The organism is Salinilacihabitans rarus (genome assembly GCF_024296665.1).
GTDB classification, from domain to species: Archaea; Halobacteriota; Halobacteria; order Halobacteriales; family Natrialbaceae; genus Salinilacihabitans; species Salinilacihabitans rarus.
Genome location: NZ_CP100762.1, coordinates 3,114,233 through 3,140,587 on the forward strand (window position 1 = coordinate 3,114,233; position 26,355 = coordinate 3,140,587).

Here is a 26,355-nt window from a genome sequence, read left to right on the forward strand (position 1 = left end):
CTAGTACTTCGGCTCGGCTCCGGTCGTCTCGTAGACCCGCTCCATCAGGTCGTCGCGCTCGCGCCGCCAGGCGGCGAGGCCGTCGGGGCTCGACGGATACGCCTCGTAGTGGGCGAGGATCTCGTCGGCGCGGCGCTTCGTCCGGTAGAGGGTCCAGATCGTCCCCCAGTGGCCGCGGCTCTTCAGCAGCGACTCCAGCTTGAGCTTCCAGCCGACGTCGGTGCTGCCGGAGTACAGCGCCTCGGCGAGTTTGTCGCCGGGCAGCGCCGCCAGCAGCCCCATCAGGTCGTCGACGTCGACCGCCGTCGAGAGGACGTTGTAGACGTCGAGGGCGGCGTAGCGCGCGCCGAAGTGGTCCATCACGCGCTCGTTGTACCGCCAGAGGGTCTCCTCGCTCGGGTCGCCCGTCTCCAGGGCCTCGACGGCCTGTTCGGCGGCGTACTTCCCGGCGTAGGCGGCGCCCGCGATGCCGCCGCCCGTGGTCGGGTTGACGTGGCCGGCGGCGTCGCCGACGGCGACGAACCCGGGGTGGACCGCCGAGTCGTACGGCCGGCGCGTCGGGAGCGCCGCGCCGAGTTTGTCCTCGACGCGCGCGCCGCGGAACTCCTCGCGCTCGCGGAGGTCGCGTTTGAGGTCCTCGACGAGTTTCATCGGCTCCTCGGTCATCTGGAAGCCCAGACCGGCGTTGATCTCGGTCTCGGTGCGCGGGAAGTACCAGAGGTAGCCCGCCGCGCGCTCGGTCGGCTTGAACACGAGCGCGTCGTGCCAGTCGACCGGCTCCTCGACGTGAACGATCTCGCGGTAGGCCGAGCAGAACTGCGAGTAGTCGACGTTCGTGTCGAACGTCGACGAGGAGAAGTCGACCTTGTCCTGCAGCAGCGAGAGCGACCCGGCGGCGTCGACCACGAGGTCGGCCTCGTACTCGCGGGGCTCGCCGTTCCGGGTCGCGCGCACGCCGGTGACGCGGCCGCCGTCGCCCTGGAGTACGTCCTGGACGACGGTGTCGTAGTGGAACTCGGCGCCGGCGGCTCCGGCCCCCTCGATGATCCGCCGGCCGTACTCCCAGCGGTCGATCACTGCGAGTTCGCCCGGCACCGGAATTTCGAGGACGGTGTCCTCCTGTGGGATCTCGAAGCGGCCGTGATCGACGTCCGTGTTCGTGAACGCGGGTTCGATCTGTGACTTCGGGATCGCGTCGGGGAAGGCGTCCGCGCCCTTTAGCGCGTCGCCGCAGGCGATGTGCCCGGCTTCCTCCTCGGTCTTTCGTTCGAGGACGACCACGTCGTACCCCTCGCGGGCGACCGTCGCGGCCGCGTAACAACCTGCCGTCCCTGCGCCGACGACGACCACGTCGGGCGATCGCGTCTCGCCCGCCGCGGCGCCGGCCGACCGTTCCTGGACGCTCATGACCCGACTGTGTTGGCCGGAGTGAGAAAACGTTTTTCTTGCAATCTGTCGTCTTGCCGGGGCCAAAACGTGGATAAAAAGTAAAGTCGGGGTTGCGCGTAACGACTGCCATGACGGAGTACACGGTCGAGTTCGTCGGCACCGGGGAGAGCATCACGTGCTCGGACAAGGAGACGATCCTCAGTCGCTGCCTCGAGGAGGGGATCGCACAGGAGTACTCCTGCCGCGTCGGGATGTGTCTGGCGTGTTCGGCGGAGATCGTCGAGGGCGAGGTCACCCAGCCGGCCGCCCGCGGGCTCACCGCGGCGGAAGCCGAGAACTACGCTCTCACGTGCATGGCCCGCCCACGGTCGGACCTCAAACTCGAACGCGGGAAGTACCCACCGAGCATCGAGGCCGACCTCGAGGCCGCGGCCGACGGTGAACCGGCCGCCGCGGACGACTGAGCCGGCGGGACGCTCTCGGCTCGTTTTCGCGCCGCCGACCGTCGCGAGCGGCGCCGACGCTGGACGGCGGTGACGGACTCCGGTCGCGACCGCGAGCGGGGCCGGGAGGATCAGTTGACGAAGTCGATGTCGCTTCCCTGTGGCTGGACGGCCTCCCCCTCCGGGCGGCCGTAGATCTGGGGCGACTCGACGCCGGTGACGACGATCATCGTGCGCATGCTCCCTTCGAGGTTCTCGTTGATCGAGGTCCCCCAGATGATACGCGCGTCGGGGTCGATCCGGTCGTAGATCTCCTCGACGACGCCCTCGGCCTCCTCGATGGACATGTCGTTGCCGCCGGTGACGTTGACCAGCGCGGAGTTGGCGCCGGAGATGTCGACGTCGAGCAGCGGCGAGCGAAGCGCCGTCTTGACCGAGTCCTCGGCTTTCGCCTCGGAGTCGGACTCGCCGAGGCCGATCATGGCGACGCCGCCCCGTTCCATGACCGTGCGGACGTCGGCGAAGTCGAGGTTGACGAGGCCGGGTTTCGTGATCAGTTCCGTGATGCCTTTCACCGAGCGCATCAGCACCTCGTCGCTGACCTTGAACGCCTGCCGGACGGGGAGTTTGCCGACGGAGTCGAGCAGGCGGTCGTTCGGGACGACGATCACCGTGTCGGAGACGTCACGCAGCCGTTCGAGGCCGGCCTCGGCGTTCGTCCGGCGGACCTCGCCCTCCGCGGTAAAGGGCGTCGTGACGATCGAAATCGTCAGCGCGCCGGACTCGCGGGCGGCCTTGGCGACGACGGGCGCGGAGCCGGTGCCGGTGCCGCCGCCCAGCCCGGCGGTGACGAACACCATGTCCGAGCCCTCGATGGCGTCGTAGATGTCCTGCTGGCTCTCGAGGGCGGCCTCCTCGCCGACCTGCGGGAGCGAGCCGGCCCCCCGGCCGCCGGTCTTTTGCTCGCCCATCAGGATCTTCGTGTCGGCGTCGATCTCGACGAGGTGCTGGACGTCCGTGTTGGCGGCGACGAGTTTCGCGCCGTGGATGCCCTCCTCCTGCATCCGGTCGACGGTGTTGCCGCCGGCGCCCCCGCAGCCGACGACCGTGATGTCGGTCTGTAGCTCGTCGAGCACGTCGAGCAGTTCGTCGTCGGTCATCGTCCCCGACGGGCCGTCTCCCGCCGGTTCTCCGCCGGCGGGGAACTCCTCGGCCTCCGCGGCCTCGGCCTCGTCGATGGCGTCTTCGACAATGGAGTCCATTCTTGGCCACAGTTAGAAGATGCAGTGTAATTACCTTTCCCCCACACGTCAGACGACTGTCTGACGAGAGACGCCTTCGTTGCGCGTCGAAACCGACGAAACCGGGCGTCGTCGGGGGTCGACGGCTCCGTTACGATCGCTGTCGTGACGGCGACCGATCAGGTCGGGAACCGCCGCGTCCGCTCGACGGTCACGTCCTCGGGGCGGACGGTGTCGCCGTCGACCGTGACGGCGTCGCCCTCCGCGAGCGCGCCGAACTTCGGCCCGTGCGGGACGCCCGCCTCGCGCGCGAGGTCCGGGTCGAACGCCGTCTCCTCGGCGACCACGGCGTCGTCCTCGACCCGGACGGCGTCGTACTTCCCGTCGAGGACCGCCGCCAGCGCCTCGACGACGTCGTCCAGCGCCCCGCGGTCGGGGAGGGCCGCGCGGTCGCCGACGCGACTCGCCCCGTTGCGCGTCTCGAAGGCGATCGCGTGCGAGGCGACCGCCGCCCACGTCGCCTCGGCGTCGATCCCCTCGGCGGTCGCGACCAGTTCCTCGGGGAGGTCGACGACCGCGAACGCGTCCGCGTCCGCGCGGGCCTCGCCGAACCGCACGCCGTCGACGACGGCGCCGAGGTCGGCCTCGACGGCCGCGACGAGGTCGAGCGGCCGGTCGCCGACCTCGCGGAGCCACGTCTCGCTTGCGACCCGGTAGCCGAGGTCCTCGACGACGGCCTCGATGTCGGGGTAGTCGCCGTCGACCACCGCGAGGTCGGCCCCGCTGGCCTCGAAGGCGTACGCGACGACGTCCCGGTTCACCGCGGGGTCGCCCATCGCGTCGAGCGCCCAGTCGGCCGCGACGTGGCCGACGGTCCACGGCGTCTCGCGGACGATCCGCCCGAACCGCGGGACGTAGTGGTTGCCGCCGAAGCCGACGATCGTTCGCTCGCGGTGGGTCTCGACGCCGCGCAGGTCGAGGATCGCCCGGGCGACGGCCTCGGCGCCCGCGGGGTCGTCCCAGTGTTCGTCGTCGCTGCCGAGTTCGGCGAACAGCGACGGACAGCCGACGTCGGTGGGGCCGTGGTGGGTACACTCCATCCCCACGTCGTAGCCCGGCGGCGCGTACTCGTCGAACGCCTCGACCAGCCGGGCCAGCGCGTTCGGGGCCGGTTCGGCCAACGCGGCGTCCTCGCCGCCGAACTCCGCGGGGCCGAAGTTGCCCGTGAAGTGGCCCGTGAGCAGGGCGCCGGTGTCGCCGGCGTGCCGGGAGGCGAACACCAGCAGGTCGGGGTCGGCGTCGAACGCTTCCGCGGGCCGTTCGAGGTAGATGTGGCGCGCGTCGAACGAGCGGAGTTCGAAGCCGTCGGTGCGGTAGTAGGTGCCGCCGCCGTCGCCGTCCGGCCGGGAGGGGTCCTCGCGGCGCTCCCAGTCGGCGAGGTCGCGGAGGGACTCGCAGATGTGGCCCGACACGCGGTCGGCACGGCTTTCGACGATCGCGATCATTCAATCGGCCTCCGGCGTCGGCGCGCGGCCGATCGCCTGTTGGGCAGTTGCGCCCGCAACCGTCATCAGTTCGGCGATAGCGCGGCGGCGGTGGACGAACAGGGCCGTCCCGAGCAGGACGTACACGGCCGTGAACGCGAGCAGCGACTGGTGGCTCAGGACCTCCGGGTTCGCCACGGGCAACACGCGCAACAACAGGAACTCGATGGTGACCTGCGAGCTAAAGAGCGCGAGCAACGCGACCGCCTCGCGGCCGGAGATTTCGAAGTTGACGAGGATCGCCAGCGCGAAGAACGACTGGGCGGCGGTCAGCCAGATTTCGAGTGCCTGTTTGTACTCGAACTCGAGGACGCCGTACTGGCCGAGGCCGAGCGAGTAGACGACCGCGAGCGTCCCGATCAGCAGCGTCCACTGGTTGAGTTTCGAGGAGATGAGGGCGTTGAACCCCGCGGTCGACCGCGACTTCAGCACGAGCACCGCGACGACGATGAGTTCGGGCGACTCGCTGGCCAGCGGCGCGACCCACTGGATCATGAAGAACTTCGGGATGCCGTAGTCGACGCCGAGTCCTTCGAGGCCGTGGGCGAACGCCTCGACGGCGAGCAGCAACATCACACCGGAGTAGGCGAACAGCCCGATCACGGTCGCGACGCGCTTTGGCCGCGCGTACGTCTGGAGGTACGCCGGCACGCCGATGTGCTCCTCTTCGACCTCGACGCCCGCCTTGAGGATAATTGCGATGTAGAGGACGTAGAGGCCGACGAGGACGATCGTGTCCAGAATGTCGATCCCGCCCATCAGCGGGATGAAGAAGGCCCAGACCGTCGCCATCCCCAGAAAGAGGATCTCGATCGCGATGCCCCGGTCGAGCACCACCGAGTCGGCGAGGACGCCGTCGCGGTGGCGGACCGAGACGTCCGCGACCTTCAGCGAACGCCGGAGGGTAAAGAGGGCGATCGCCGACCAGCCGAGGCCGATCAGGATGCGGTTCGCTCCGGTCATGTTCGCGATGGCGAGGTTGCCGGCCTCGATCCCGCGCTCGGTGCCGGCCTGGGCCCCGGCGGTCCACGCGTAGAGCGCGTCGACGGCGTACTCGGGGGCGACCGCGAGCACCGCGAGCACCGCGATGGCGAACGACCGCGGGACGTCCTTCTCGGCGGTCTCGGCCGCCCAGGCGAGCAGGAACGCCGCCCCCAGGATCGCGATACCGGTGAGGAGGACGGTCACGCCCGTCGAGAGCGCCTCGGCCGTCCCGGTCGTCCAGAGGGCTAGCCACGGGACCGTCAACGAGACGGCGACGACGACGGCGAACAGCGGGTGGCGAAGGCTGCTGGCCATACGTCCCCTCAGCGCCACGGCCGGCCTATGGCTTTCGCTTGCCGACGGCCGGACTTGGGGGCCGGGTGGGACGCCGAGACCGCCGCACACGCCGGTCAGGGGAACAGCAGGTAGACGAAGACCGCGTAGCCGCCGACGAGGATCGCGCCGTCGCGCCGCGACAGTTCGCGGCCCCATCGCATCATCGCGACGAGGACGAGGGTGAACGCGACCATCGCGGGCAGTTCGAACCGGACGGTGCTCGGCGAGACGGAGATGGGGACGATCAGCGCGACGAGCCCCAGCACCGCGAGGACGTTGTAGATGTTCGAGCCGACGACGTTGCCGACGGCGAACGACGTCTCGCCGCGGAGCGCGCCGACGGCCGAGGCCGCGAGTTCGGGCAGCGAGGTGCCGAGCGCGAGGACGGTGAGGCCGACGAACAGTTCGGAGAAGCCCATCCCGAGCAACAGCCCCGTCCCCCCGCGGACGAGCCACCGGGAGCCGATCACGAGCGCGACCAGCCCCGCGAGCACGAGCGCCACGTCCCGGGCGGAGGCGCCGTCGCCCGCCTCGGGGTGGTCCGGGAGCGGTGCGGGGTTCGCGTTGAGCGAGTAGACGAGGTAGGCGGTGAACGCCGAGAGGACGAGCAGGAACACGGCCCCTTCGAGGCGGCCGATCCGGCCGTCCACGGCGAACCCGAGCAACAGCAGCGCCGCGAGCACCATGAACGGGACGTGCCGGCGCATGGCGGCGTCGCTGATCGACAGCGGCCGGATCAGCGCGGAGAGGCCGAGGACGAGCCCCACGTTCGCGACGTTCGAGCCGACGATCGCGCCGAGGCCGACGTCGGTCGAGACGTCGAGCGCGCCGATCGTCGCGACGAACAGTTCGGGGGCGGTCGTCGCGAACGCGATGACGGTCACGCCCACGGTCGCGGCCCGCAGGCCGATGCCGATCGCGAGGCGACCCGCACCGGCGACGAGCAACTCGGCGCCGCCGTAGAGCGCGACGACGCCCCCGGCCAGCAACAGGAGGTGCAGGGCGACGTCGGGGAGCATGCTGGGGGATACTCACGACCGGGGCATAAGGCGTGCGAAACGTCCGGGCGGGTGCGAAACCCTGCCGCGGTCACACTGGTTATGGTCGCGCCCTCCCGAGTGCGGGTATGCAGGTCTACGGACTCGTCGGCAACCCGGTCGGCCACTCGCTGTCGCCGCCGATGCACGAGGCGGCGTACGACGAACTGGGCCTCGACGCCCGCTACGTCACCTTCGAACCCGACCCCGACGCCCTCGCTGCCGCCCTCCGCGGCGCCGACGCGCTCGGGATTCGAGGGCTGAACGTCACCATCCCGTTCAAGCGCGACGCCCTCGAACTGGTGGAACCGGACGCCCTCGCCGCCCGCATCGGCGCGGTGAACACGGTCGACCTCTCGGGGGCCGAGGCGACCGGCCACAACACCGACGCCGCCGGCGCGATCCGCGCGCTGCGGGACCACGACGTCGCGCTCGACGGCGCGGACGCGGTCGTCGTCGGCGCCGGCGGCGCCGGGCGGGCCGTCGCGTTCGGCCTGTCCGACGCCGGGGCCTCGGTCTCGGTCGCCAACCGGACCGTCGTGACGGCCCGCGACCTCGCCGACGAGGTGCCGGGCGCGGCGGGCCACGACCTCGTGGCGCTGCCGGACCTGCTCGCGGACGCCGACGTGCTGGTCAACGCGACCAGCGTCGGGATGGAGGAGGACGCCTCGCCGGTGCCCGCCGAGGCGCTACACGGCGACCTCGCGGTGCTGGACGCGGTCTACCGGCCGCTGGAGACGCGGCTGCTCCGGGACGCCCGCGAGGCGGGCGCGCGGACGGTCGACGGCGCGTGGATGCTGCTCTACCAGGGCGTCGAGGCGTTCGAGCGGTGGACGGGCGAGCGAGCGCCGGTCGACGTGATGAACGAGACGCTCCGTTCGCGGCTGTGAGGGCCTAACACGGCCGCGAGCGTGCTCGCGGTGGGGTCTTATCCGGTATCGGACGACTTTAAGTGTAGGTGGGATCAATGATTGACCAATGGCGATCATCCAGAAACTGAAGTCGATGCTCGGACTAGACGACTCGGGTGCGAATCGCGACCGACCGCGCGACGTTGGCGTGACGGTCGAGCGAGAGCGCGAGCAGAGCCCCGACTCGTCGAACGGCGCGAGCGGCGAGACGGTCGTTCCGAGCAGCGTCACGGAAGCCGAGAGCGAGCAAGCGGACGAGACGGAAACCGAGACCGAGGAGGAGGCCGAACCCGAGACCGAGGAGGAGGCCGAACCCGAGACCGAGGAGGAGGCCGAACCCGAGACCGAGGAGGAGACGGAAACCGAGACCGAGGAGGAGGCCGAACCCGAGGTCGAGGAAGAAGCCGAAGCCGAGACGGAACCTGAGGTCGAGGAAGAGACCGAACCCGAAGTCGAGGAGGAGGCCGAACCCGAGGTCGAGGAGGAGACGGAACCTGAGGTCGAGGAAGAAGCCGAGGCCGAGGTCGAGGAGGAGACGGAAACCGAGACCGAACCCGAAGTCGAGGAAGAGACCGAACCCGAAGTCGAGGAGGAGACGGAAGCCGACGCGTCCGCGGAAGACGCGGCGGCCGACGAGGAGGCCGACGAATCCGCGACGGCCGACGACGCGGAACCCGAGGACGAACCCGAACCCGTCCCCGTCGACGAACTCAAGGGGATCGGGCCGGCCTACGCCGACCGGCTGACCGACGCCGGCATCGAGACGGTGAGCGACCTCGCGGCGGCCGACGCGGACGAACTCGCCGGGGACACGGACATCTCCGAGAAGCGCGTCCAGGGCTGGATCGACCGCGCGAAGTCCCAGTAAGCGGCCGCGCTTCTCCGGGAACCGCAAGAGCGTTAGCCCGCCGTATCTTCCGTCGCGACATGACCGACCCGCGCGTCGTCACGACCCCGTCCGCGTTCCGCCGCGTCGCCGCCGACGCCGCGGACGGCGCACGCGTCCCCGTCGAGGTTCGGGTTACCGTCCCCGACCCCTTCCTCGCCTACCGCCGGGCCCGCGACGGCCCCGGCGGCGCCTTCCTCGAGACGACCGGCGGCCAGTCGGGGTGGGGCTACTTCGGCGTCGACCCCGTCGACCGGCTGACGGTCGGCCCCGACGCGGTCGCCCGCGGCGACGAGGCGTCGCCGACGCTCGCCGCGCTGGAGGGGTTGCTCGCGGGCGAACCCCTCGCCCGCGGCGACTGCGACGTCCCCTGTCCCTGCGGCGCCGTCGGCTGGCTCTCCTACGATATCGCCCGCGAACTCGAGACCCTGCCCGGCGACGCCGCGGACGACCGCGGCCTGCCCCGTCTGGAGGTCCGCGTCTACGACCGCCTCGCGGCGTGGGAGGCGCCGGCCGACGGCGACGTCACGCTCCGGATCGCCGCGTGTCCGCGCGTCCCCGCCGACGCCGACCTCGATTCGATCTACGAGCGCGGCCGCGAGCGGGCGCTCGCGCTCGCACGGGCGGCCCTGACCGGCGACCCCGCCGTCGGCGACCCACCCGTCGCGGCGACCGAGGCGACCTTCCGGAGCGAGTGCGGCCGGGCGGCGTTCGCCGACCGCGTCCGCCGGGTCAAAGAGTACGTCCGCGCTGGCGACACCTTCCAGACGAACGTCTCCCAGCGACTGGTCGCGCCCGCGGCGGTCCACCCGGTCGACGCCTACGACGCCCTCCGGCGGGTGAACCCGGCGCCGTACTCCTGTCTGCTCGAGTTCCGCGCGGCCGACATCGTGAGCGCGAGCCCCGAACTGCTGCTCGAACGCGACGGCGCGTTCGTCCGCACCGAACCCATCGCCGGCACCCGCCCCCGCGGCGAGACGCCCGAGGAGGACGCGGATCTGGAGGCCGACCTGCGTTCCGACGGGAAGGAGCGCGCCGAGCACGCGATGCTGGTCGACCTCGAACGCAACGACCTCGGGAAGGTCTGCGAGTTCGGCTCCGTCGAGGTCGCGGAGTACCGGCGGGTCGACCGCTACTCGGCGGTGATGCACCTCGTCTCGGAGGTGACCGGCCGCCTGCGCGCGGACGCGACGCTCGCAGACGCCATCGCGGCGGTCTTCCCCGGCGGGACGATCACCGGCGCGCCCAAACCGCGGACGATGGAGATCGTCGACGAACTCGAAGCGACCCGTCGGGGGCCGTACACCGGCAGCGTCGGCCTCTTCGGCTTCGACGGCCGGGCGACGCTGAACATCGTCATCCGGACGCTCGTGCGCCACGCCGCGGAGTACCACCTCCGGGTCGGCGCGGGAATCGTCCACGACTCCGACCCCGACCGCGAGTACGACGAGACGCTCGCGAAGGGCCGCGCGCTGCTCGACGCCGTCGACGCGGCCCTCGGCGAGCGGGCGGCGATGGCGCTGGCGGCCGACGGCGGCGAGTCGGGAGGTGTCGCGGATGAGTGAGACGCGGATCCTCGTCGTGGACAACTACGACTCGTTCGCGTACAACCTCGTCCAGTACGTGGGCGAGGTCGCCGACGAGGTGGTCGTCCGACGCAACGACGAGGTCGACGTCGCGGACGTGCGCGCCCTCGACCCGACCGGCGTCGTCGTCTCGCCGGGCCCCGGCACCCCCGAGGAGGCGGGGGTCTCGATCCCGCTGTTCGCCGAGACCGCGTATCCGATCCTCGGGGTCTGCCTCGGCCACCAGGCGCTCTGTGCGGCCGCGGGCGCGTCGGTCGTCCGCGCCCCGGAGGTCGTCCACGGCAAGCCCTCGACCGTCGTCCACGACGGTGAGGGGATCTTCGCGGGGCTGCCGGAGCGCTTCCGGGTGGGCCGGTACCACTCGCTCGCGGTCGCGCGGGAAACCCTCCCCGACGTCCTGTGCGAGACCGCCAGCACGGCCGACGGGCGCGGCGTCCCGATGGCGGTCCGCCACCGCGAGAAGCCCCACGTCGGCGTGCAGTTCCACCCGGAGAGCATCCTGACGCGGGAGGCCGCGGAACCGAACCGGGGCGAGAGCATCTCGCTCGACGTCGGAAAGACGATGATCCGGAACTTCTGTTCGTTCGCGGCGCGTCCGGCCGCGATCGAGGGCGGGGGGTGATCCGGTGGCCGACGACCGCCTGTACCACGTCGACGGCGACCTCGTCCCGGCGAGCGAGGCGACGGTGCGCGTCGACGACCGCGGCTTCCGGTACGGCGACGCCGCCTTCGAGACCCTGCGGGCCTACGGCGGCGAGGTCTTCGCGTGGGAGGCCCACGCCGACCGCCTCGACCGGACCTGCGAGGCGCTCTCGCTCGACCACGGCCTCTCGCGGGCGGACCTCCGCGACCGCATCGACGAGACGCTGGCGGCCAACGACCTCCGGGACGCCTACGTCAGGCTGTCGATCACCCGCGGCGTCCAGCCCGGCAAACTCGCCCCCCGGCCCGAGGTCGACCCGACGGTCGTCGTCTACACGAACCCGCTCCCGCGCGGCGGCCGCGCGGGCGAGGCCGTCTGGGACGGGCCGGCGACCCTCGAAACCGTCGAGACGCGCCGAATTCCCGACGCCGCGGTCCCGTCGGCGGCGAAGACGCACAACTACCTCAACGGCATCCTCGCACGGGCGGAACTCGGGGACGCCGACGAGGCGCTGCTGTGTGACCTCGACGGCTCCGTCGCGGAGGGGGCGACGAGCAACGTCTTCTTCGTCCGCGAGGACGGCCTGCACACGCCGACGACCGACGGCCCGGTCCTCCCGGGGATCACGCGCGACATCGTCCTCGAACTGGCGGCCGAGGCGGACGTGCCGACCCACGAAGGGCGGTACGACCCCGCGGACGTCCGCGGGGCCGAGGAGGTCTTCCTGACGAACACCACCTGGGAGGTCCGACCCGTCGCGGCCGTCGACGGGGTCGCCGTCGAGCGTGGCCCCGTGACGGACCTGCTGGCGCGGCTGTACGACGAGCGCGTCGAGGCGGCGTGTTATCGGTAGTCAGGACCCCCGGCGGCGCTACGGTTCACGTCGGTCGGCGGCTGCGGACGACGGCCCCCGATCGATCGGGCCCCCGCCTGCGCCGTCGACGACGAGCGGTTCGCCGGCGTCGCCGCTCCGGCGCTCGACGACGACGTACTGCACCTCGACGTCGATCGGTTCGTCGACGTCGGCGGCGATCTCCCGGTGGAGGCGGTCGGCGAGTCCGGGCTCCGGGCCGGGTTCGGGCGCGGCGACGGTGACGACGACGCGGTCGACCGACCGCAGGGGGTAGTCGTCGTCGAGTTCCACCGCCACGAGTTCGAGGGTGACCCCCTCGTAACGGGGTTCCTCGAGGACCGCGGCGGCGTCCTCCTCGGCGGTCGACTCGATCCCGGTCGTCTGGAAGTCGAGCAGGGTGACGCCGGCCAGCGGCGCCGCGAGCGCGAGCAACGCGACGCCGAAGACCGCGGCGTACGCGTACGTCGGCCGGCGGGTCGGCGACACCTCGAACAGCCCCTGCGGGCGGTAGCCGGCGATCCACAGCGTCGCCAGCGCGGTGAAGTTGATCGACAGCAGGTTCACGACCACGAGGATGGCGGCGCCGACCGCCGCGCCGTACATCCCCCACGCGACCGTGATCCCGACCGCGGCCGAGGGCGGGATGAGCGCGGCGGCGATCATCACGCCGACGATGGCCTCCGAGAAGCCCCGCGTGAGGCTGAGGATGCCGGCGATCCCGGCGCCCAGCGCGACCGCGAGCGAGAACAGGTTCGGCGAGACCCGCTCCTCGAGTTCGGTGGCGACGACGATGTCGACGCCCCCGGGTTCGAGGCCGGCGAACCGGGCGAGAGTGGCGAGGCCGACCGAGGCGACGATGACGGTCGCGACCCCGACGATCTGGTAGGCGAAGCCGGTCGTCCTGAGGGCGGCGTCGCCGGTGACGATGCCGACGCTGGCGGCCAGCGCCGGCCCGAGCAGCGGCGCGATCACCATCGCGCCGATCACGACCGCCGGCGAGTCCGCGAGCAGTCCCGCGGTGGCGACGACGGCGCTGATGAGCAACATCACCGCGAAGATGGGGAACGCGGGCGTGAGTTCGTCGGCCTTGGTGCGGAGCACCTGCCGCGAGGTGCGTACGCCTCGCCGGCCGCCGAGAGTGTACCGGTCCCGGAGCGCGGAGAACCGGTCGGAGATGACCGTCTCGGCGTCGATCACGATCACGCTGGCCTCGTCGCTTATGCCGGCCTGCCGGAGCCGATCGAGCACCGGTTCGACCGCCCGCGCCGGGAGGGGAAACCGGACGACTGCGGTGTACCCCCGGTCGCTTGTCACGTCGCTGACGACGTACTCGACGCCCTCGTCCTCGAGGACGTCGAGGACGACCCGTCGCTTCCCCTCGGGAACCATGATTTCGAGGTAGCGCATCGGCGAACGGTCCACCCCGCGGCGGATACGTCTGGGGCAGTCGCTCGCGTGTCGGCGGGCGCTTGCGACGGACGGCAGAACGGTCTTTCCCGCCCTCTGCCCAGCCCGCGTATGGCCGACAGCGACGGCGACGACACGTGGCTGGGCGTCCGCGAGCGCGCGCGGCCGCTCGTCCGGGCGGGAGTCGTCCTCGGGATCGGACTCGGCGGCTTCGTCGACGGCATCGTCCTCCACCAGATCCTCCAGTGGCACCACATGCTCTCGGCGTGGACCGATCCGACGGTCCTCGGCGACCTCCGGCTGAACGTGCTGGCCGACGGTCTCTTCCACGCCGCGACGTACCTCTTCACCGTCGCCGGCGTCGTCCTGCTCTGGCGGGCGTGGCGCCGCCCCGACGTCCCACCCTCGGGGCGGATACTGCTGGGATCGACGGTCGCCGGCTGGGGCGTCTTCAACCTCGTCGAGGGAGTCGTGAACCACCACCTGCTGGGCGTCCACCACGTCTGGCCCGCGGGGCCGGGCAGCGTCTTCCTCTGGGACGTCGGGTTCCTGCTCTCGGGCGTCGCCTTCCTCCTCGGCGGGTACGCCGTCGTCAGGAGCGACGACGCGGCCGCGCCGGCCCGCGGCGACCCCGCCCGCGCGTCGGGGGCGAACGTCGACGAGTGACCGCCCCGCTCAGGCGGTCCCGACCGGGTCGAGGAGTTCGCGCTCGACGCCGTCGAGTTCGAGGGCGAACTCGGGGCCGAACGCGGTCGACGGCGTCCGAAAGCCGGCGTCGACGTCGTCGTCCAGCACGCGCCACGCGGCCGACACCGCCGCGTCCGCGGTGAGCGCGTACGGGTCGGGCGTGTGCAACCGCGCGGCGACCCGTCTGTCGCCGTCGGTGACCGCGCCCCAGACGACGGCCGATCCGCGCTCGCGTTCCTCCTCGTCCGGCCCGTCGACGCGGGCCTCGACGAGCCGTTCGAGGGCGCGTTTCACCGGCGTCGAGCCGAGCAGCCAGCCGAGGGCGTCGGCGGCGGACAGCGCGCGGATCGCCCGCCGGGAGGCGGCGGCGTAGACGGCGACGTTCTCGATCCCCGTGCTGTGGTACGCGGTGACGACGTCGCCCCACGGGATCGTGACCGCCGGCGTCGGGCCGCGTCCGAAGTCGATCTCGCGGACGTCGTAGGCCGCCGGCACGCGGACGAGTCGGCCGTTTCGCCGGACCACCCCGCCGGTCCCGAGGTGTTCGACCGCCGTGAGCGCCGTTCCCCGCGAGAGCGAGCCCGAACCGGCGATTCCCAGCGCGAGGTCGTCCGCCGTCGGCAGCCGCTCGGCGAGGAAGGCGGCCAGACAGTCCGAGGGGACGACGTCGAAGCCGACGCCGGGCAGCAGCGTCACGCCGGCCTCCCGGGCGTCCGCGTCGCGGTCCGCGAGCCGATCGAACACCCGGAACTCGCCGGTGAGGTCGAGGTAGTCGGTGCCCGTTTCGAGGCAGGCGTCGACCATCGGGTCGCTGGTGTCGACGAACGGCCCCGCACAGTGGACGACGGCGTCGAACTCGCCGACGTGTTCGGCGGCCGCGTCGAGGTCGAACGCCCGCCCCTCGACGCCGAGGGCGTCGGCCTGCGCGGCGACGCGGTTCCGGTCCCGGCCGGCGACGACCGGCGAGCCGCCCCGCGAAACGGCCTCGCGGGCGATCAGTCGGCCGGTGTAGCCGTACGACCCGTAGACGAGGAGGGTGTCCATGGTCGTCGTTGGGGTCGCCGACGGGTTAATCTTACAGCGCCGCCGGCGCGACGAGGTCGCGTTCCTGATCGTACTCGAGGAGGCCGGCACGGGTCAGCCGCGGCAGGTGGTCGTGGTACAGCGAGATGTAGACGTCGGCGACGCGCTCGGCGGATATCTCCGCGACCCGCCGGTCGGTCTCCAGTCGGGCGACCTCCTCGGCGGCGTCCGGCAGCGTCAGTTCCTGGTCGTACTGGTACATCACCGCGAGCAGGTGTCGGCGCCGGTGGTGGCCCAGCAGCCGGAACGTCCGATCGATCGTCTCGGCACCCTCCTCGCGGCGGTCGAGCCAGTCGAGGACCGTCCTGACGAAGTCGGCGGCGTCGAACTCGGCGTCGGAGTCGGGCGTGGCAGTCATCGTGTGTGGGACGTTGGCTCGCGGACGCGAAGCCGCTCTCGTCCTCCGCGCCCGTTCGAGCGCTCCTACGGGGTACTCGTCTCGGCGGTAAATATTCGTATCGAATCCGTTTCAGGTCGTCCACCGCGGCGTGACCGTCGCGTTCGCCGACCGGTCGCTGGCTCACCCGCTCTCGACCGTGAACGTCGGCTCCGAGACGGCCTCGCTCTTGCAGGCGGGACAGCGCGACGGCAGGTTCAGCAGGTCGTCGAACTCGTCGAAGCCGCAGTCGCGACAGGTCGGCGGCGCGACGAGCAGTCGCTCGCCGTTGCCTTCGACCGAGCGGGCGACGTGTTCGACGTGGCGGACGACCGCGTTCGGCGTCAGGTCGAACCGATCGGCGAGCGCGCTGGGCGTCGCGGGTGCCTCGCGGAGGGCGTCGGCGAGTCGCTTGCGGGTCGTCGCGTCGGCTTCGCGCATGCCCGAGCGAACGGCCGCCGGGCGTTTATACTGTCCGGGGGCGACCGCGACCCCCGAAAGGGCAAGAGACTTACAGCCCGCAGGAGAACTCCGCCCCATGAAGGCCGTGGTTCTCGCCGGCGGATACGCGACCCGGTTGTGGCCCATCACCAAACACCGGCCCAAGATGTTCCTTCCCATCGGAAACTCGACGGTCGTCGACCGCATCTTCGCCGAACTCGAGGCCGACGAGCGAATCGACGAGGTGTTCGTCAGCACGAACGAGCGGTTCGCGCCGGAGTTCGAGGCCCACCTCGCAGAGAACGCGTTCGAGAAGCCGACGCTGTCGGTCGAGGAGACGACCGCCGAAGACGAGAAGTTCGGCGTCGTCGGCGCGCTCGCCCAGCTAGTCGAGCGCGAGGGGGTCGACGACGACCTGCTCGTGATCGCCGGCGACAACCTCATGAGCTTCGCCGTGTCGGACTTCCTCGACTACTTCGAGGCGACGGGAACGCCGACGCTCGCCGCGTACGACGTCGGCTCGCGGGAGAAGGCCAAATCGTACGGGCTGGTCGAACTCGACGGGAATCGCGTCGTCGACTTCCAGGAGAAACCCGACGACCCCAAGAGCACGCTCGTCTCGATCGCCTGCTACGCGTTCCCGAGCGAGCACCTCTCGTTGCTCCCGACGTACCTCGAAGACGGCAACAACCCGGACGAACCCGGTTGGTTCGTCCAGTGGCTCCAGGACCGCGAGCCGACCCACGCCTACACGTTCGAGGGCGCCTGGTTCGACATCGGCACCCCCGAGAGCTACCTCGACGCCGTCGGCTGGCACTTAGACGGCGACTCGCTCGTCGCCGAGAGCGCCACCCTCGACGGCGCGTCCATCGGCGAGAACGTCCACGTCATGGAGGGGGCGACCATCGAGGAGAGCAACCTCGATCACGCCGTCATCTTCCCCGACGCCACCGTCCGGAACGGCGACATCCGCCGGTCGATCATCGACGAGGGGACCCACCTCGAGAACCTCGACCTCGCGGGCGCGCTCATCGGCGCGCACACGACGATCAGAAACGGCACGCCCGAGTGATCGTGACCGTCGTCGCTCGTGACACCGCTGTATAAACAACTCTATCAGTCCGCGGTGTGACGTGTGGCGACGACGGATATGCCAAGCGCACAGGAGGTCCTCGATAGATACGCCGACGGGACGCCGTACGAGTCGCTCGCGGCCGCGTTCCGCGAGTTCGAGCGCCCGCCCGGCGACGACCCCGTGTTGCTCGTCGCGGAGGCGGCGGCGGCGACCACCGGCCAGAACTACGTCACCGGCGTCCGCCCGACCGTCGAGCGGTTCCGCGAGGCGTTCGTCGAGACCGGCCGCGCGACGACCCTCGAAGCGCTCGCCGCCCTCTCGGTCGAGGACGAGACACTGGTCGAGGCGTTCGGGGCCCAGCGCAAGCGCCGCGTCCTGCTCGAAGTCGCCCGCGCGCTCGCGGCCCGGTCCGAGACGGGCCTCGACGCGCTGCGGGCGTGGGCCGTCGGGGCCGACCCCTACCGGTACGAGGCAGACCCCATCGGCTCCATCTCGGGCGTCGGCCCCTCGACGTTCCAGTTCCTGCGCCAGCAGGCGGGCGTCGACGCGGCGACGCCGGACCCGACGCTCACGTCGCTCGTCGAGCGCGTCGACGACGAGGTAGAGGGTCTCGACCTCGATACGAGCGAGAGCCTGCGGACGATCGCCTCCTGTGAACTGCTGTCGCTGGTCACGAGCTACCGGATCCTCGAAATCGACCGGATCGCGTGGTGGACGTTCACCGACGAGGACGAGCGCGAGGCGGAGATGGCGCTTGGGCGCTGACTCGCGGCGCGGATCGGCCGACGCCCGGCCCGTCGGGACCGGAGACGCCCTCGAAGGTCGGTCTGGCGAGCGCGCGGAAACGTTCCTTCCGACGGCCCGGGACCGGATGGACGCGAACTCGTGGATCGGCAACGAGACCGTGATCGTCTTCTTCGTCGTGCTGGCGCTCACCGACCTGCTGAGGAGCGTTCCGCTCTCACGCGGACCGGACTGGGCCCCGGGGACACCAGCCCGGTTTCCGTTCGAAGCCGCTCGATCGCCCCGGTCGCCGTCGTCGCGCCCGGTCGCTCACGCCAGCCGAGCGTCCGTGATCCGCAGTCGTCCCCTCGTGCCGTCCCACTCGGTCTCGTACTCCAGATCGATCCGCCGGTCCATCTGCGGGCCGTCGACCACCAGCGTCTCGAACTCCCCGCCCTCCCCCAGCAGGTGGACGCCGTACTCCTCGTGCAGGTCTTCGAGGTCGGCCAGCGCCGCCTCGTCGATCGTCCGGCCGAGCCACGACTCGTCGAGGCCGTAGGCGGCGACCTGCACGATCACGATCTCGAAACCGGCCTCTAGCATCGCCGTCGCGAGTTCCCGGGGGTCCTCCCGCCAGAGCGGCGCGAACAGGTCACAGCCGAGACGCTCGCACATCCCCTCGATGCGGCCCGTCTGGTACTCGCTCTCGACGGCCCCCGCGATGACGCCGGCGACCCCGCCGTCGAGTTCGGCGTCGAGGTCCCGAAGCGCGGCCTCAAGCGGTTCGAGTTCGGCGTCGCCCTGTGCGCCCGAGTCGGTCGCGGCGTCGGCGTCGAAGTCCTCGGGTTCGACGTCGACGAGCGGGATGCCGACGCTCTCGGCCGCCAGCGCCGTCAGGTCGGTCGCCGGGACGTGGTACATGTAGGAGTCACCCGCCGGGTGGACGGTGACGAGTCGGCGGACGTCGAGGCCACGCTCTACGGCGCGGTAGAGCGCCCACGCGGAGTCCTTGCCGCCGGAGAACAGCGAGACCCACGCGCCGTCGTCGCTCGCGGTCATGCTCGACCCTTCGGAGCCGCGGGTAAATCGTTACTGGTCGCGGCCGGACTGCGGGTCGTCGCCGTCGCCGGTTCGCGGCCCGCCGTCGGTGCGCTCGGGGTCGGCCCGCCGCTCGCGGTCGCGCCGGGCGCGCTCGCTCCCCTCGAACTCGGGTTCGTCGAGGCTCGCGCCGCTGAACGAGGCGGCGATCCGGACGCCGACGACGCTCAGGAAGATCGCCCCGAGGACGTACATCGCGAGGCGCTCGCCCGGGTTCAGGGTGAACGCGTCGAACGAGCGCCAGCCGAAGTTGAGCCCCGGGACGATCAGCGGCCCGATGACGTCCTGCGTCTCGAGGAAGTACGCCGAGAACCCCCGGACGACGAGGCCGACCGAGACGACGACGAACGGGAGGTTGAGGTACGAACTCCGGATCTCCTCCTCGCGGATGAGTTCGTCGAGGAGGCGGCCGGCGCTGGCGGTGAGCGCGGCGGTCGTCAGCCACGGGATCCCCTCGAAGGCGAACTGCATCGCCGGGACGACCACCCCCTGCGGGTCGTCGAGGCTCGACGCGCCGAGCGCGCCGAAGAACAGTCCGACGAGGGTCAGCCCCACGGCGACGACGTAGGTGACGACCGACACCTGACCGGTGTAGAGCGACTCGCGGGCCCGCCGGGCGAGCGCGGTGACCACGTCGTCGACGTTGAACCCCTTGTAGAGCAGGAAGACGCCGATGACGGTCGTGATCGCGGCGGCGCCTTCCGCGGCGCCAAACCGCATCGCGAGCATCGGGAAGACCAGCAGCGCGAGGCCGATGGGGACGAGTACGGTCTGGCGGAGTTCCTCGTCGGCGAGGAACTGCTTGAGCAGGTAGTACGTCGACTCGATGTCCCGGGCCTGCCGGACGACGACGCGGTCGACGGCGTCGACGCGGACGCGGCTCTCGACGATGGGGACCAGCCGCTCGTCCTCGGCGCTGTCGATGACGACCACGGCCGAGTCGGGGTCGTACTCGGCGATCAGTTCGTCGAGCTGGTGGGCGACGGCGCGGTCCGCCGAGACCATCGAGTCCCGGTCGCCGGAGACGACCGCGACGACGGTCTCCTCGTCGTCGTCGCGCAGGCTCTGGGCGACTCGCAGCGATTCGAGCAGCGAGTTCACCCCCGAGTCCTCGGGGTCGGCGAGGCCGACGTCGGTCACGAGCGCGCGGACTGCCTCCCAGCCGACGATCGGCGAGCGCAGGCCGGTCTTGCGGCCCACGTCGTCGGTCCGGTCGAGGCAGACGACCAGCGTTGTCACGGTGTCCGATGCATTCCGCGCGACGATAAAACCACTTACTCGTTCAGGGCGACCCGCGTCGCCCGCAAGCGACGCCTTCGGCCGGTCGCCGTCAGGTCCGCAGTCGGAGCCCCCGCTCGTGTGCGAGGCCGGCCAGCCCGGCCCCGAAGGCGTAGGCCACCCGCCGGGCGGCGACGCCCACGCGCGCCATCAGCGGCCGCTCGGGCTCGAACTCCTCGACGGTCACCTCGTCGACGCCGAGGCGGTCGGCGACCGCCGCCTCGACGTCCTCGCGCGTGCCGAGTTCGTCGACCAGCCCGAGGTCGTGGGCCTCCTCGCCGAGGTAGACCCGCGCCTCGGTGTCGCGGACGAACGCGGGGTCCAGGTCGCGGCCCTCGCTGACCCGGTCGACGAAGGCGTCGTACCAGTCGTCGACCAGTCCCTGCAGGTAGGCGCGCTCGTCCTCGTCCATCTCCTTCAGCGGGAGGCCGGCGTCCTTGTACTCGCCGGCGGTGAACCCCTCGTAGGAGAGACCGATCCTCTCGGCGAGGTCGCTCGCGTTCACCCGCGAGGCGATGACGCCGATCGAGCCGACGACGCTCGCGTCCCGCGCCCAGAGTTCGTCACAGCCGCTCGCGATCCAGTAGCCGCCGCTGGCACAGCGGTCCGTCGCGTACGCGACCGTCGGTCCCTCGAACCGCTCGGCCGCGAGTTTGATGTCGTCGCTGGGGACGACCTCGCCGCCGGGCGTGTTGAGTTTGACGAGCAGGGCGTCGACGCTGTCGTCCTCGTTCGCCCGGTCGATCTGTTCGACGATGTCGTCGGCGGGGGTCCCCCGGGGGCTGGAGGGCAGCGGCCCGCCCCCGCCGTCGCGGGTGATCGGCCCCTCGACGGCCACCTCGGCGACGTCGTAGTCGGGAAAGAGCGACTCGGCGACGCCGCCGGACAGCCGGACCCCGAGCAGGACGACCCCGAGCGCGACGAGGACGCCGAGGAGGTCCGCGAGCGTCTCCACGTAGACGACGAACAGCGCGACGGCGGCGGCGGCAAACAGCGCGGTCCCGACCGCGACGACCGCGAGGCGGCCGAGACTGCGGCTATCGACCATCGGTGACACCTCGGTGCATGGCTCTTCGTGCGCGCGCTCGCCTGTTAATAGCTCCGGCGTCGGCCAGCGGGGGCTACTCGCGTAAAACGAGAGAATCGCGACCGCGGTCGCGGTAGACGAATCGACTCAGAGCAGGCCGGTCTTCTGGAGCTTCATCAGGTCCTCGGTGTCGAGGGTCTCGCCTTCCTTGAACTTCTGGTAGATCTCCTCGGCCTCGGCCTTGGCCTCCTCTTTCTTCTTGTCGCGGGCGGACTTGCGCTGCTTTTCCTCCTGCTTGTCCATCTCGCGCAGGCGCTTCTGGACGCGGACGAAGTCCTCGTGGTGGCGGTCCGCGGCCTCCTGGGCCTCGACGAACTTCTCGTGCATCTCGTCGGCCTCGTCGCGGATGTCGTCGGCCTCGCGATAGGCCTCGATCATCTTGTTGTGGTGCTCCTGGGCCTCGTCGGCCAGCGTCGTCACCTTCTGGTGGTGTGTCGACGCCTCGGCGCGGACCTCCTCGGCCTCCTCGACGAGCTCTTCGAGGTCGTCGTTTTGCTCGAGTTTCTCCTTTCGGTCGGCGTACTCCTCGCGTTTGGCCTCGATCTTCTCGATGAGTTCGCGCTCCTCCTCGCTCGAGAGGACCTCCGTCTGCTGTTTGAACTCGAGCTGTTCGATCTCCTCTTCGAGCTCTTCGAGGTCCTTGCCCTCGTCGAGCTCCATGTCCGACTTGAGCTGCTCGACCTTGTCGAACAGCTCGTTGGCCTCCGCGTTGAGCTCGTTGCGCTTCTGTTTGTGCTCCTGGACCTGCTCGTTGAGCTCGTCGCGCTTCTCGCGGTGCTCCTGGGCCTCGTCGACCTTCTCGCGCGTCTTCGCGTTGAGTTCGTCGCGCTTCGACGCGCGTTCAGAAGCCATCTGGTTCAGCTCGTTGCGTCGGTCTCGCAGTTGACCGGCCTTCTTGATGAGCTGTCCCTTGGATTTGTTCTCGAGTTCGTCGTCCGTGAGTTCGATGTTCTTCGATTCGTCTACCATGTGTTACTCAAACCTCTGTGCCATACCGCACCGCAGAGCGTCCGCTCGCGACCTGCGAAACCTCGGTGAATAAGATTCCCTGTCATCGATCGTCGAGCGATACGCGCCCCGGTGGCGTTCTGGTACCGGCTACTACTGCCGCCCACAATTTAAATGTACCGGTGTTCGTAATCGTGGAAACCGTTAGCAGGCGCCTCCGTCGCTCGTGTGAGGGAGTCACACGAGTCCGCCGCGGAGTTATAAACGATACCGGTTACGGACCGTCCGATCGCCGACGTCGACCGTCACCTCGACCCGGTCTGCGTCCCGCGGAATCTCGACCGCGCCGGCGCTTGCGCGCCCGTGGACGTCGACCGCGACGGTCTCGGCGCCCTCGTTCCCGCCGGCCCGCCAGTCCACCGTCGCCTCGACCTCCCGCGGCCCGTCGTTGAGGAGGGTGAGCCCGACGGTTCCGGGCGCGGGCGGCGCGTCCAGCACCGCCTGCACCGGCTCGTAGGCGGCCGCGACCGCCGCGGCCGACGGCTTCTCGGAGCCGTCGGCCGCGAGGACGCCCGGGCCACCGTCGGGCGACCCGTCCCGCAGCGCCGGCCCGACGACGGCCCCGCTCCCGTGCCGGCGCAGCCCCTCGACGACGGTCTTCAGCGTCGACGCCTGGTAGCGCCGGGAGGCCGCCGCGTCGCCGGCCCGCCGTTCGAACACCGCCGGATCGACGCCCGGCACGGCCCCGGGGTCGGCGTCGTCGTGCGACAGCGACGGCGCCTCGAGGCCGCCGACGACCGTCCCCAGCGCGGGATAGCGTTCGAGCAGCCAGTCGACGTCGGCGGCGTCGAGGTAGCGCCAGCCCAGCGACAGGTGGGTCGCGTCGGCGCCGGTCCCCGGCGGGCCGGCGACCGGCACCGCGGCGATGCCGTCGGGGACGCGCGCCGCGATCGCGTCGGCGTCGCCCCGCTCGTCCTCGGCGCGCCACGCCCGGTACCGGAACTTGAGCTTCGAGAGGAGACCACCCCCGAGCGGCGTCTCGAAGGGGTCGACGAGGTCGCTGGCGACGCCGACCGCCGCCAGACTCGGGTGTGACCGGTACTCGTCGACGAGCGCGTCGACCAGTTCGCGGCCGCGGTCGGCGTCGCGGCCACCGCCGGCGGGCAGGTCCTGCCAGACGAGCACGCCGGCCTCGTCGCAGGCCGCGTACAGTTCGCGGGACGGGACGTGACCGCGGACGCGAAGGAGGGTCGCGTTCGCCTCGACGGCGCGGCGGACGTCCTCGCGGGGGTCGCCGCCCGGAAGCCGGGCGAACCCGCGCGCGCGGATCCGGCGGCCGTTGACGCGGAAGCCGTCCGCGTCGCGCTCGATCGTCCGCAACCCGACGATCCGCTCGATCGCCTCCTCGCCGAGTTTCGCCCGGATCGCGTACCGGTGTTGCGGGCCGTACCCTCGCGGCCACCACAGCGACGGGTCTCGCACGTCGAGGCGCTTCGAGACCGTCGTCCGCTCGCCGGCGGCCGCCGACACGGGGATCCGGTCCATCGACGCGCCGCCGCGGAACCCCTCGGGGCGCATCGACAGCGTCACCGTGTCGTCGATCCCCTCGCCCGCGTCGACGGTGACGTCGACGTCGACGACCGCGCCGTCGTCGGTCAGCCGCGGGGTCGCCGCGAGGGATTCGAGGAACGTCGGCGGCCGAACGTCGAGGTCGACCTCCCAGCGGGCGCCGGGGTCGGCGGCGGCCCCGTCGTCTTCGGGTGCGACGACCAGTTCGTTCCCCCCCGCCGGGTCGAACTCGAACCGCGCGGGGACGAACCCCGGGTCGTGCTCGCCGCGATCGACCCCGTTGATCCAGACTCGTGCGCGCCCGTACCCGCCGCGAAGCCGGATGAACGCCCGTTCGTCGGCGCGCGCACGCGGATCGCCGAACGTCACCCGGTACGCGATCGGATCGTCGGCCGCCGCGAACTCCGACGCTCGACCGGGAGCGGACACCGGAACCCACTCCTCGACCGTCGGCGGGTCGTCGTCGCCGCTCGCCGCGACGACGCCGCCGGTCCACTTGCCAGCCATTACCGCGGAAGAGCGAACCCCGGGCTGATAGGTGTTCCGACGTTCGTGAATCTTTCGGCCGTCGTCACGTCGCCCGTCGCTACTTTCACTTTCACTCTCCTGTTGGCGTAGCTTGAGGGGCGTCCCCGTCGAATCCGAAGCCGTGCTCGACCAGTTATCGTCCACCTGCGAGGTCTGCGACGCGGCGCTCGGCGAGGAGCGACTGATCCTCTCGATGACGACCGACGCCGGCACCCGGCGCGCCTACGAGTGTTCCTGCGGGGCCGTCGTCGTCACCGTCGTCGGCCCTAGATGAGGTCTTCGAGGCGGTCGTCTACTAGCTGTTCGGCCGGGTCCTCCTGTGGCTCGTCCGCGCTCTCGCGGGCCTCGCGGGCCCGTTGCATGAACTCCTCGATCCGCTCGGAGCGCTCGGCGCCGCCGAGCAGGACGAGCGCGGCAAGCCGGTCGCTCTCGAGCGGGAAGTCGCCGCCACGGACCTGCATGCTCTCGGTCTCGTCTTCGAGCCAGCGTCGCGCGCGCTCGACGCCCTTGCGCGGGATCACCTCGGGGTCGCCGGCGATCACGAGCAGGGCGGCCTCGGCCGTCGTCGCCTCGGGGAGACTCGTCCCGGTGAACAGCGCGTTCCGCGCGACGGTCGTCGTCGTCCGGATGTTCTCGCCGCCGTCCTCGCTCGCGACCGCGCTGGCGTAGCCGAGGGCCGCGACGCCGCCGCCCCGGAGGGTGTTGATCACCTCGCTGGAGTCGACCACGCTCTCGGCGACGCCCTCGACGGCCTCGCCGGCGGCGAACAGCAGGCCGACCCGGCGGGCGATCTTCTCGTTGATCCGCTCGAAGGCGCCCTCGACGCTCTCGCCCTGTTCGTGCCACGCGTCGTTGTCGATCAACAGCGTCGCGTCGGCCTCCCGGACGACCGTCTTCAGCGAGCGGCCGGCGTTGGCCTGATAGAGCGCGCCCTCGTTCCGTCCCGGCAGGATGCCGAGCGCGTAGACCGGCACGTCGTACACCCGCTGGAGGTTGTGGACCACCACCGGCGCGCCGCCGCTGCCGGTCCCGCCGCCGAGACCCGCGACGACGAATATCGCCTCCGCGCGGGAGGTGACGTGCCCGTCGAGCGCGTCGAGTATCTCGTCGATGTCGGCCTGTGCGACCTCGGTCCCCAGTTCGTTGTCCGCGCCGACGCCGTGACCGTTCACCCGATCCTGCCCGATCAGGAGGGTGTCGACGAACTCGATCGAGCGGAGGTCGGCCTCGGCGGAGTTGATCGCGAGCGCGCCCTGTACCGCGTCGAAGCCCATCTCCGCGTCGAAGCGAGCGAGTCGTTCGGTTACTTTGCCGCCGGCCTGTCCCACACCGATCAGGGCGACCTTCATACGCCCCCTCTCTCCCGGGGTTGTGTTGAATCTTGTGAACGTCAGTTTAAGTTGGATAACGCGGCCAGACCGTCCGTGCGAACGCCAGTCGAACGGCGCTCGTCCGGCGAGACCGAGACGCCGTGTTCGTGTACCGCATCGTTCGCGGGCGAGACGCTCGTCCTCGACGCCGCCGACTGCGACGGGACCCTCGCGTCGGCGCCCGACTGCCGCGAGACGGTCGTGGCGCGACTCGCCGCCCGCGCCGGACCGGTCGCGGCCGTCGCCGCCGAATCCGGGCTGGCGGTCGTCGCCGAGGCGGTCGACGGCTACGGCGCGCTCGCCCCGAAGGCAACCCCTTTCAGGCCGACGCCCGTCCCCCCGGGTATGTTCTACGAGCAGCGAACGACGGCGCCCGACTCGCCGGCGGACCTCCGCGCGGAGTACGAGACGGACCTCGCGGGCGTTCTCGACCGGGTCGACCTCTCGGAGGCGGTCGCGACGACCGGGATCGAGCGCGAGCGCCTCGAAGCGCTCCGCGACGGCGACTCGCCGTCCCTCTCGCTGGCGGAGGCCGCCGCGATCCTGGCGCTCGACGAGGGCGAACCCGACGCCGAGACGATCGAGACGATGGCGACCGAGCACCTGCTGCTCGGGATGTCGACCGCGGTGCTCGACGTCGAGACCGTCGAGAGCGAACTCGACATCGACCTCGACGCCAAGGAGGTCCAGCAGAAGATCGAACGCCGCGCCCCGATGTCGTTCGCGGAGTTCGTCCACGTCCAGTACGTGATCGCCGACCGGATGTCCTAGGGGCGGAACGCCGGCCGTCCGCTCGCCCGACACCGGACGGCGGTGCGATTATGTCCCCGGC

The 26,355-nt window shown here is 71.1% G+C and carries 26 protein-coding genes; 11 read left to right on the forward strand and 15 right to left on the reverse strand.

The window, feature by feature from the left end; translation table 11 throughout:
• Positions 1-1,407 (reverse strand): geranylgeranyl reductase family protein, encoded by a 1,407-nt coding sequence (locus tag NKG98_RS16420; protein ID WP_254767212.1) that lies wholly within the window; start codon positions 1,405-1,407, stop codon positions 1-3.
• A 110-nt stretch (positions 1,408-1,517) separates the two neighbouring features.
• Here NKG98_RS16420 and NKG98_RS16425 point away from each other — a divergent pair, with 110 nt between their 5' ends.
• On the forward strand, positions 1,518-1,853 hold the full coding sequence (locus NKG98_RS16425; RefSeq protein ID WP_254767213.1) for a 2Fe-2S iron-sulfur cluster-binding protein: 336 nt from the start codon (positions 1,518-1,520) through the stop codon (positions 1,851-1,853).
• A 110-nt stretch (positions 1,854-1,963) separates the two neighbouring features.
• Here NKG98_RS16425 and ftsZ read toward each other — a convergent pair whose 3' ends face one another.
• The 4 genes from ftsZ to NKG98_RS16445 form a co-directional block, all read right to left on the reverse strand.
• On the reverse strand, positions 1,964-3,094 hold the full coding sequence (gene ftsZ / locus NKG98_RS16430) for a cell division protein FtsZ (protein ID WP_254767214.1): 1,131 nt from the start codon (positions 3,092-3,094) through the stop codon (positions 1,964-1,966).
• Between the two features lie 158 nt (positions 3,095-3,252).
• Positions 3,253-4,578, reverse strand: coding sequence for a D-aminoacyl-tRNA deacylase (locus NKG98_RS16435; RefSeq protein ID WP_254767215.1), 1,326 nt, complete (start codon positions 4,576-4,578; stop codon positions 3,253-3,255).
• Positions 4,579-5,916: a sodium:calcium antiporter gene (locus NKG98_RS16440; RefSeq protein WP_254767216.1), complete on the reverse strand. Its 1,338-nt coding sequence runs from the start codon at positions 5,914-5,916 to the stop codon at positions 4,579-4,581.
• A 95-nt stretch (positions 5,917-6,011) separates the two neighbouring features.
• Positions 6,012-6,956 carry a calcium/sodium antiporter gene (locus NKG98_RS16445; protein ID WP_254767217.1) on the reverse strand — a complete coding sequence of 315 codons (945 nt, stop codon included), beginning with the start codon at positions 6,954-6,956 and terminating at the stop codon, positions 6,012-6,014.
• 107 nt (positions 6,957-7,063) lie between these two features.
• On the opposite strand from NKG98_RS16445, the gene NKG98_RS16450 reads away from it, so the two are divergent.
• From NKG98_RS16450 to NKG98_RS16470, 5 genes are all read left to right on the forward strand, one after another.
• Positions 7,064-7,864 carry a shikimate dehydrogenase gene (locus tag NKG98_RS16450; RefSeq protein ID WP_254767218.1) on the forward strand — a complete coding sequence of 267 codons (801 nt, stop codon included), beginning with the start codon at positions 7,064-7,066 and terminating at the stop codon, positions 7,862-7,864.
• Between the two features lie 88 nt (positions 7,865-7,952).
• Complete coding sequence (locus NKG98_RS16455) at positions 7,953-8,753, forward strand: helix-hairpin-helix domain-containing protein (protein ID WP_254767219.1); 801 nt, start codon at positions 7,953-7,955, stop codon at positions 8,751-8,753.
• A gap of 59 nt (positions 8,754-8,812) precedes the next feature.
• Complete coding sequence (gene pabB / locus NKG98_RS16460) at positions 8,813-10,336, forward strand: aminodeoxychorismate synthase, component I (RefSeq protein ID WP_254767220.1); 1,524 nt, start codon at positions 8,813-8,815, stop codon at positions 10,334-10,336.
• Positions 10,329-10,979 (forward strand): anthranilate synthase component II, encoded by a 651-nt coding sequence (locus NKG98_RS16465; protein ID WP_254767221.1) that lies wholly within the window; start codon positions 10,329-10,331, stop codon positions 10,977-10,979. Before pabB ends, NKG98_RS16465 begins: the two co-directional genes overlap by 8 nt.
• A gap of 4 nt (positions 10,980-10,983) precedes the next feature.
• Entirely contained in the window at positions 10,984-11,853 is an 870-nt protein-coding gene (locus NKG98_RS16470) for an aminotransferase class IV (protein WP_254767222.1), read from the forward strand.
• Between the two features lie 18 nt (positions 11,854-11,871).
• Here the strand turns inward: NKG98_RS16470 and NKG98_RS16475 are convergent, their stop codons facing one another.
• Positions 11,872-13,260, reverse strand: a complete 1,389-nt coding sequence (locus NKG98_RS16475) for a TIGR00341 family protein (protein ID WP_254767223.1) — start codon at positions 13,258-13,260, stop codon at positions 11,872-11,874.
• A 111-nt stretch (positions 13,261-13,371) separates the two neighbouring features.
• Here NKG98_RS16475 and NKG98_RS16480 point away from each other — a divergent pair, with 111 nt between their 5' ends.
• Positions 13,372-13,926: a DUF2243 domain-containing protein gene (locus NKG98_RS16480; protein WP_254767224.1), complete on the forward strand. Its 555-nt coding sequence runs from the start codon at positions 13,372-13,374 to the stop codon at positions 13,924-13,926.
• 9 nt (positions 13,927-13,935) lie between these two features.
• Here the strand turns inward: NKG98_RS16480 and NKG98_RS16485 are convergent, their stop codons facing one another.
• The 3 genes from NKG98_RS16485 to NKG98_RS16495 all read right to left on the reverse strand — a co-directional run bounded on the left by NKG98_RS16485 (position 13,936) and on the right by NKG98_RS16495 (position 15,847).
• Complete coding sequence (locus NKG98_RS16485; protein WP_254767225.1) at positions 13,936-14,991, reverse strand: saccharopine dehydrogenase family protein; 1,056 nt, start codon at positions 14,989-14,991, stop codon at positions 13,936-13,938.
• Positions 14,992-15,022: 31 nt separating this feature from the next.
• Positions 15,023-15,388 (reverse strand): DUF7344 domain-containing protein, encoded by a 366-nt coding sequence (locus NKG98_RS16490; RefSeq protein WP_254767226.1) that lies wholly within the window; start codon positions 15,386-15,388, stop codon positions 15,023-15,025.
• 162 nt (positions 15,389-15,550) lie between these two features.
• The gene (locus tag NKG98_RS16495; protein ID WP_254767227.1) at positions 15,551-15,847 is read right to left on the reverse strand and encodes a transcriptional regulator; all 297 of its coding nucleotides are present in this window, start codon (positions 15,845-15,847) and stop codon (positions 15,551-15,553) included.
• Positions 15,848-15,944: 97 nt separating this feature from the next.
• Here NKG98_RS16495 and NKG98_RS16500 point away from each other — a divergent pair, with 97 nt between their 5' ends.
• Both NKG98_RS16500 and NKG98_RS16505 read left to right on the forward strand, forming a co-directional pair.
• A complete protein-coding gene (locus NKG98_RS16500; protein WP_254767228.1) occupies positions 15,945-16,919 on the forward strand; it encodes a nucleotidyltransferase family protein in 975 nt (324 codons plus the stop codon).
• Positions 16,920-16,997: 78 nt separating this feature from the next.
• Positions 16,998-17,687, forward strand: coding sequence for a hypothetical protein (locus tag NKG98_RS16505; protein ID WP_254767229.1), 690 nt, complete (start codon positions 16,998-17,000; stop codon positions 17,685-17,687).
• 288 nt (positions 17,688-17,975) lie between these two features.
• Here the strand turns inward: NKG98_RS16505 and NKG98_RS16510 are convergent, their stop codons facing one another.
• The 5 genes from NKG98_RS16510 to NKG98_RS16530 form a co-directional block, all read right to left on the reverse strand.
• Positions 17,976-18,704 carry a diphthine--ammonia ligase gene (locus NKG98_RS16510; protein WP_254767230.1) on the reverse strand — a complete coding sequence of 243 codons (729 nt, stop codon included), beginning with the start codon at positions 18,702-18,704 and terminating at the stop codon, positions 17,976-17,978.
• Positions 18,705-18,734: 30 nt separating this feature from the next.
• On the reverse strand, positions 18,735-19,982 hold the full coding sequence (locus NKG98_RS16515) for a DUF373 family protein (protein WP_254767231.1): 1,248 nt from the start codon (positions 19,980-19,982) through the stop codon (positions 18,735-18,737).
• A 91-nt stretch (positions 19,983-20,073) separates the two neighbouring features.
• Positions 20,074-21,069, reverse strand: a complete 996-nt coding sequence (sppA, locus tag NKG98_RS16520) for a signal peptide peptidase SppA (protein WP_254767232.1) — start codon at positions 21,067-21,069, stop codon at positions 20,074-20,076.
• Between the two features lie 126 nt (positions 21,070-21,195).
• A complete protein-coding gene (locus NKG98_RS16525; RefSeq protein WP_254767233.1) occupies positions 21,196-22,077 on the reverse strand; it encodes a coiled-coil protein in 882 nt (293 codons plus the stop codon).
• Positions 22,078-22,314: 237 nt separating this feature from the next.
• Positions 22,315-24,132, reverse strand: a complete 1,818-nt coding sequence (locus NKG98_RS16530; RefSeq protein ID WP_254767234.1) for a glycoside hydrolase family 2 protein — start codon at positions 24,130-24,132, stop codon at positions 22,315-22,317.
• Positions 24,133-24,274: 142 nt separating this feature from the next.
• Here NKG98_RS16530 and NKG98_RS16535 point away from each other — a divergent pair, with 142 nt between their 5' ends.
• The gene (locus NKG98_RS16535) at positions 24,275-24,427 is read left to right on the forward strand and encodes a hypothetical protein (protein ID WP_254767235.1); all 153 of its coding nucleotides are present in this window, start codon (positions 24,275-24,277) and stop codon (positions 24,425-24,427) included.
• Here the strand turns inward: NKG98_RS16535 and NKG98_RS16540 are convergent.
• Positions 24,420-25,502: a tubulin/FtsZ family protein gene (locus NKG98_RS16540; RefSeq protein WP_254767236.1), complete on the reverse strand. Its 1,083-nt coding sequence runs from the start codon at positions 25,500-25,502 to the stop codon at positions 24,420-24,422. The two genes, NKG98_RS16535 and NKG98_RS16540, sit on opposite strands and share 8 nt — an antisense overlap.
• A 366-nt stretch (positions 25,503-25,868) precedes the next feature.
• Here NKG98_RS16540 and NKG98_RS16545 point away from each other — a divergent pair, with 366 nt between their 5' ends.
• Positions 25,869-26,294 (forward strand): DUF5791 family protein, encoded by a 426-nt coding sequence (locus NKG98_RS16545; RefSeq protein ID WP_254769486.1) that lies wholly within the window; start codon positions 25,869-25,871, stop codon positions 26,292-26,294.
• Positions 26,295-26,355: the final 61 nt, after the last annotated feature.

Excerpts from the sequence above, each read along its gene's own strand:
- pabB (WP_254767220.1), top strand. The coding sequence starts at position 8,813 with ATGACCGACCCGCGCGTCGTCACGACCCCGTCCGCGTTCCGCCGCGTC.
- NKG98_RS16450 (WP_254767218.1), top strand. The coding sequence starts at position 7,064 with ATGCAGGTCTACGGACTCGTCGGCAACCCGGTCGGCCACTCGCTGTCG.
- NKG98_RS16540 (WP_254767236.1), bottom strand. The coding sequence starts at position 25,502 with ATGAAGGTCGCCCTGATCGGTGTGGGACAGGCCGGCGGCAAAGTAACC.
- NKG98_RS16510 (WP_254767230.1), bottom strand. The coding sequence starts at position 18,704 with ATGACCGCGAGCGACGACGGCGCGTGGGTCTCGCTGTTCTCCGGCGGC.
- NKG98_RS16485 (WP_254767225.1), bottom strand. The coding sequence starts at position 14,991 with ATGGACACCCTCCTCGTCTACGGGTCGTACGGCTACACCGGCCGACTG.
- NKG98_RS16425 (WP_254767213.1), top strand. The coding sequence starts at position 1,518 with ATGACGGAGTACACGGTCGAGTTCGTCGGCACCGGGGAGAGCATCACG.
- NKG98_RS16435 (WP_254767215.1), bottom strand. The coding sequence starts at position 4,578 with ATGATCGCGATCGTCGAAAGCCGTGCCGACCGCGTGTCGGGCCACATC.
- NKG98_RS16445 (WP_254767217.1), bottom strand. The coding sequence starts at position 6,956 with ATGCTCCCCGACGTCGCCCTGCACCTCCTGTTGCTGGCCGGGGGCGTC.
- NKG98_RS16455 (WP_254767219.1), top strand. The coding sequence starts at position 7,953 with ATGGCGATCATCCAGAAACTGAAGTCGATGCTCGGACTAGACGACTCG.
- NKG98_RS16420 (WP_254767212.1), bottom strand. The coding sequence starts at position 1,407 with ATGAGCGTCCAGGAACGGTCGGCCGGCGCCGCGGCGGGCGAGACGCGA.
- NKG98_RS16530 (WP_254767234.1), bottom strand. The coding sequence starts at position 24,132 with ATGGCTGGCAAGTGGACCGGCGGCGTCGTCGCGGCGAGCGGCGACGAC.
- NKG98_RS16490 (WP_254767226.1), bottom strand. The coding sequence starts at position 15,388 with ATGACTGCCACGCCCGACTCCGACGCCGAGTTCGACGCCGCCGACTTC.
- ftsZ (WP_254767214.1), bottom strand. The coding sequence starts at position 3,094 with ATGGACTCCATTGTCGAAGACGCCATCGACGAGGCCGAGGCCGCGGAG.
- NKG98_RS16495 (WP_254767227.1), bottom strand. The coding sequence starts at position 15,847 with ATGCGCGAAGCCGACGCGACGACCCGCAAGCGACTCGCCGACGCCCTC.
- NKG98_RS16475 (WP_254767223.1), bottom strand. The coding sequence starts at position 13,260 with ATGCGCTACCTCGAAATCATGGTTCCCGAGGGGAAGCGACGGGTCGTC.
- NKG98_RS16440 (WP_254767216.1), bottom strand. The coding sequence starts at position 5,916 with ATGGCCAGCAGCCTTCGCCACCCGCTGTTCGCCGTCGTCGTCGCCGTC.
- sppA (WP_254767232.1), bottom strand. The coding sequence starts at position 21,069 with ATGGTCGATAGCCGCAGTCTCGGCCGCCTCGCGGTCGTCGCGGTCGGG.
- NKG98_RS16480 (WP_254767224.1), top strand. The coding sequence starts at position 13,372 with ATGGCCGACAGCGACGGCGACGACACGTGGCTGGGCGTCCGCGAGCGC.
- NKG98_RS16465 (WP_254767221.1), top strand. The coding sequence starts at position 10,329 with ATGAGTGAGACGCGGATCCTCGTCGTGGACAACTACGACTCGTTCGCG.
- NKG98_RS16505 (WP_254767229.1), top strand. The coding sequence starts at position 16,998 with ATGCCAAGCGCACAGGAGGTCCTCGATAGATACGCCGACGGGACGCCG.
- NKG98_RS16545 (WP_254769486.1), top strand. The coding sequence starts at position 25,869 with ATGTTCTACGAGCAGCGAACGACGGCGCCCGACTCGCCGGCGGACCTC.
- NKG98_RS16500 (WP_254767228.1), top strand. The coding sequence starts at position 15,945 with ATGAAGGCCGTGGTTCTCGCCGGCGGATACGCGACCCGGTTGTGGCCC.
- NKG98_RS16525 (WP_254767233.1), bottom strand. The coding sequence starts at position 22,077 with ATGGTAGACGAATCGAAGAACATCGAACTCACGGACGACGAACTCGAG.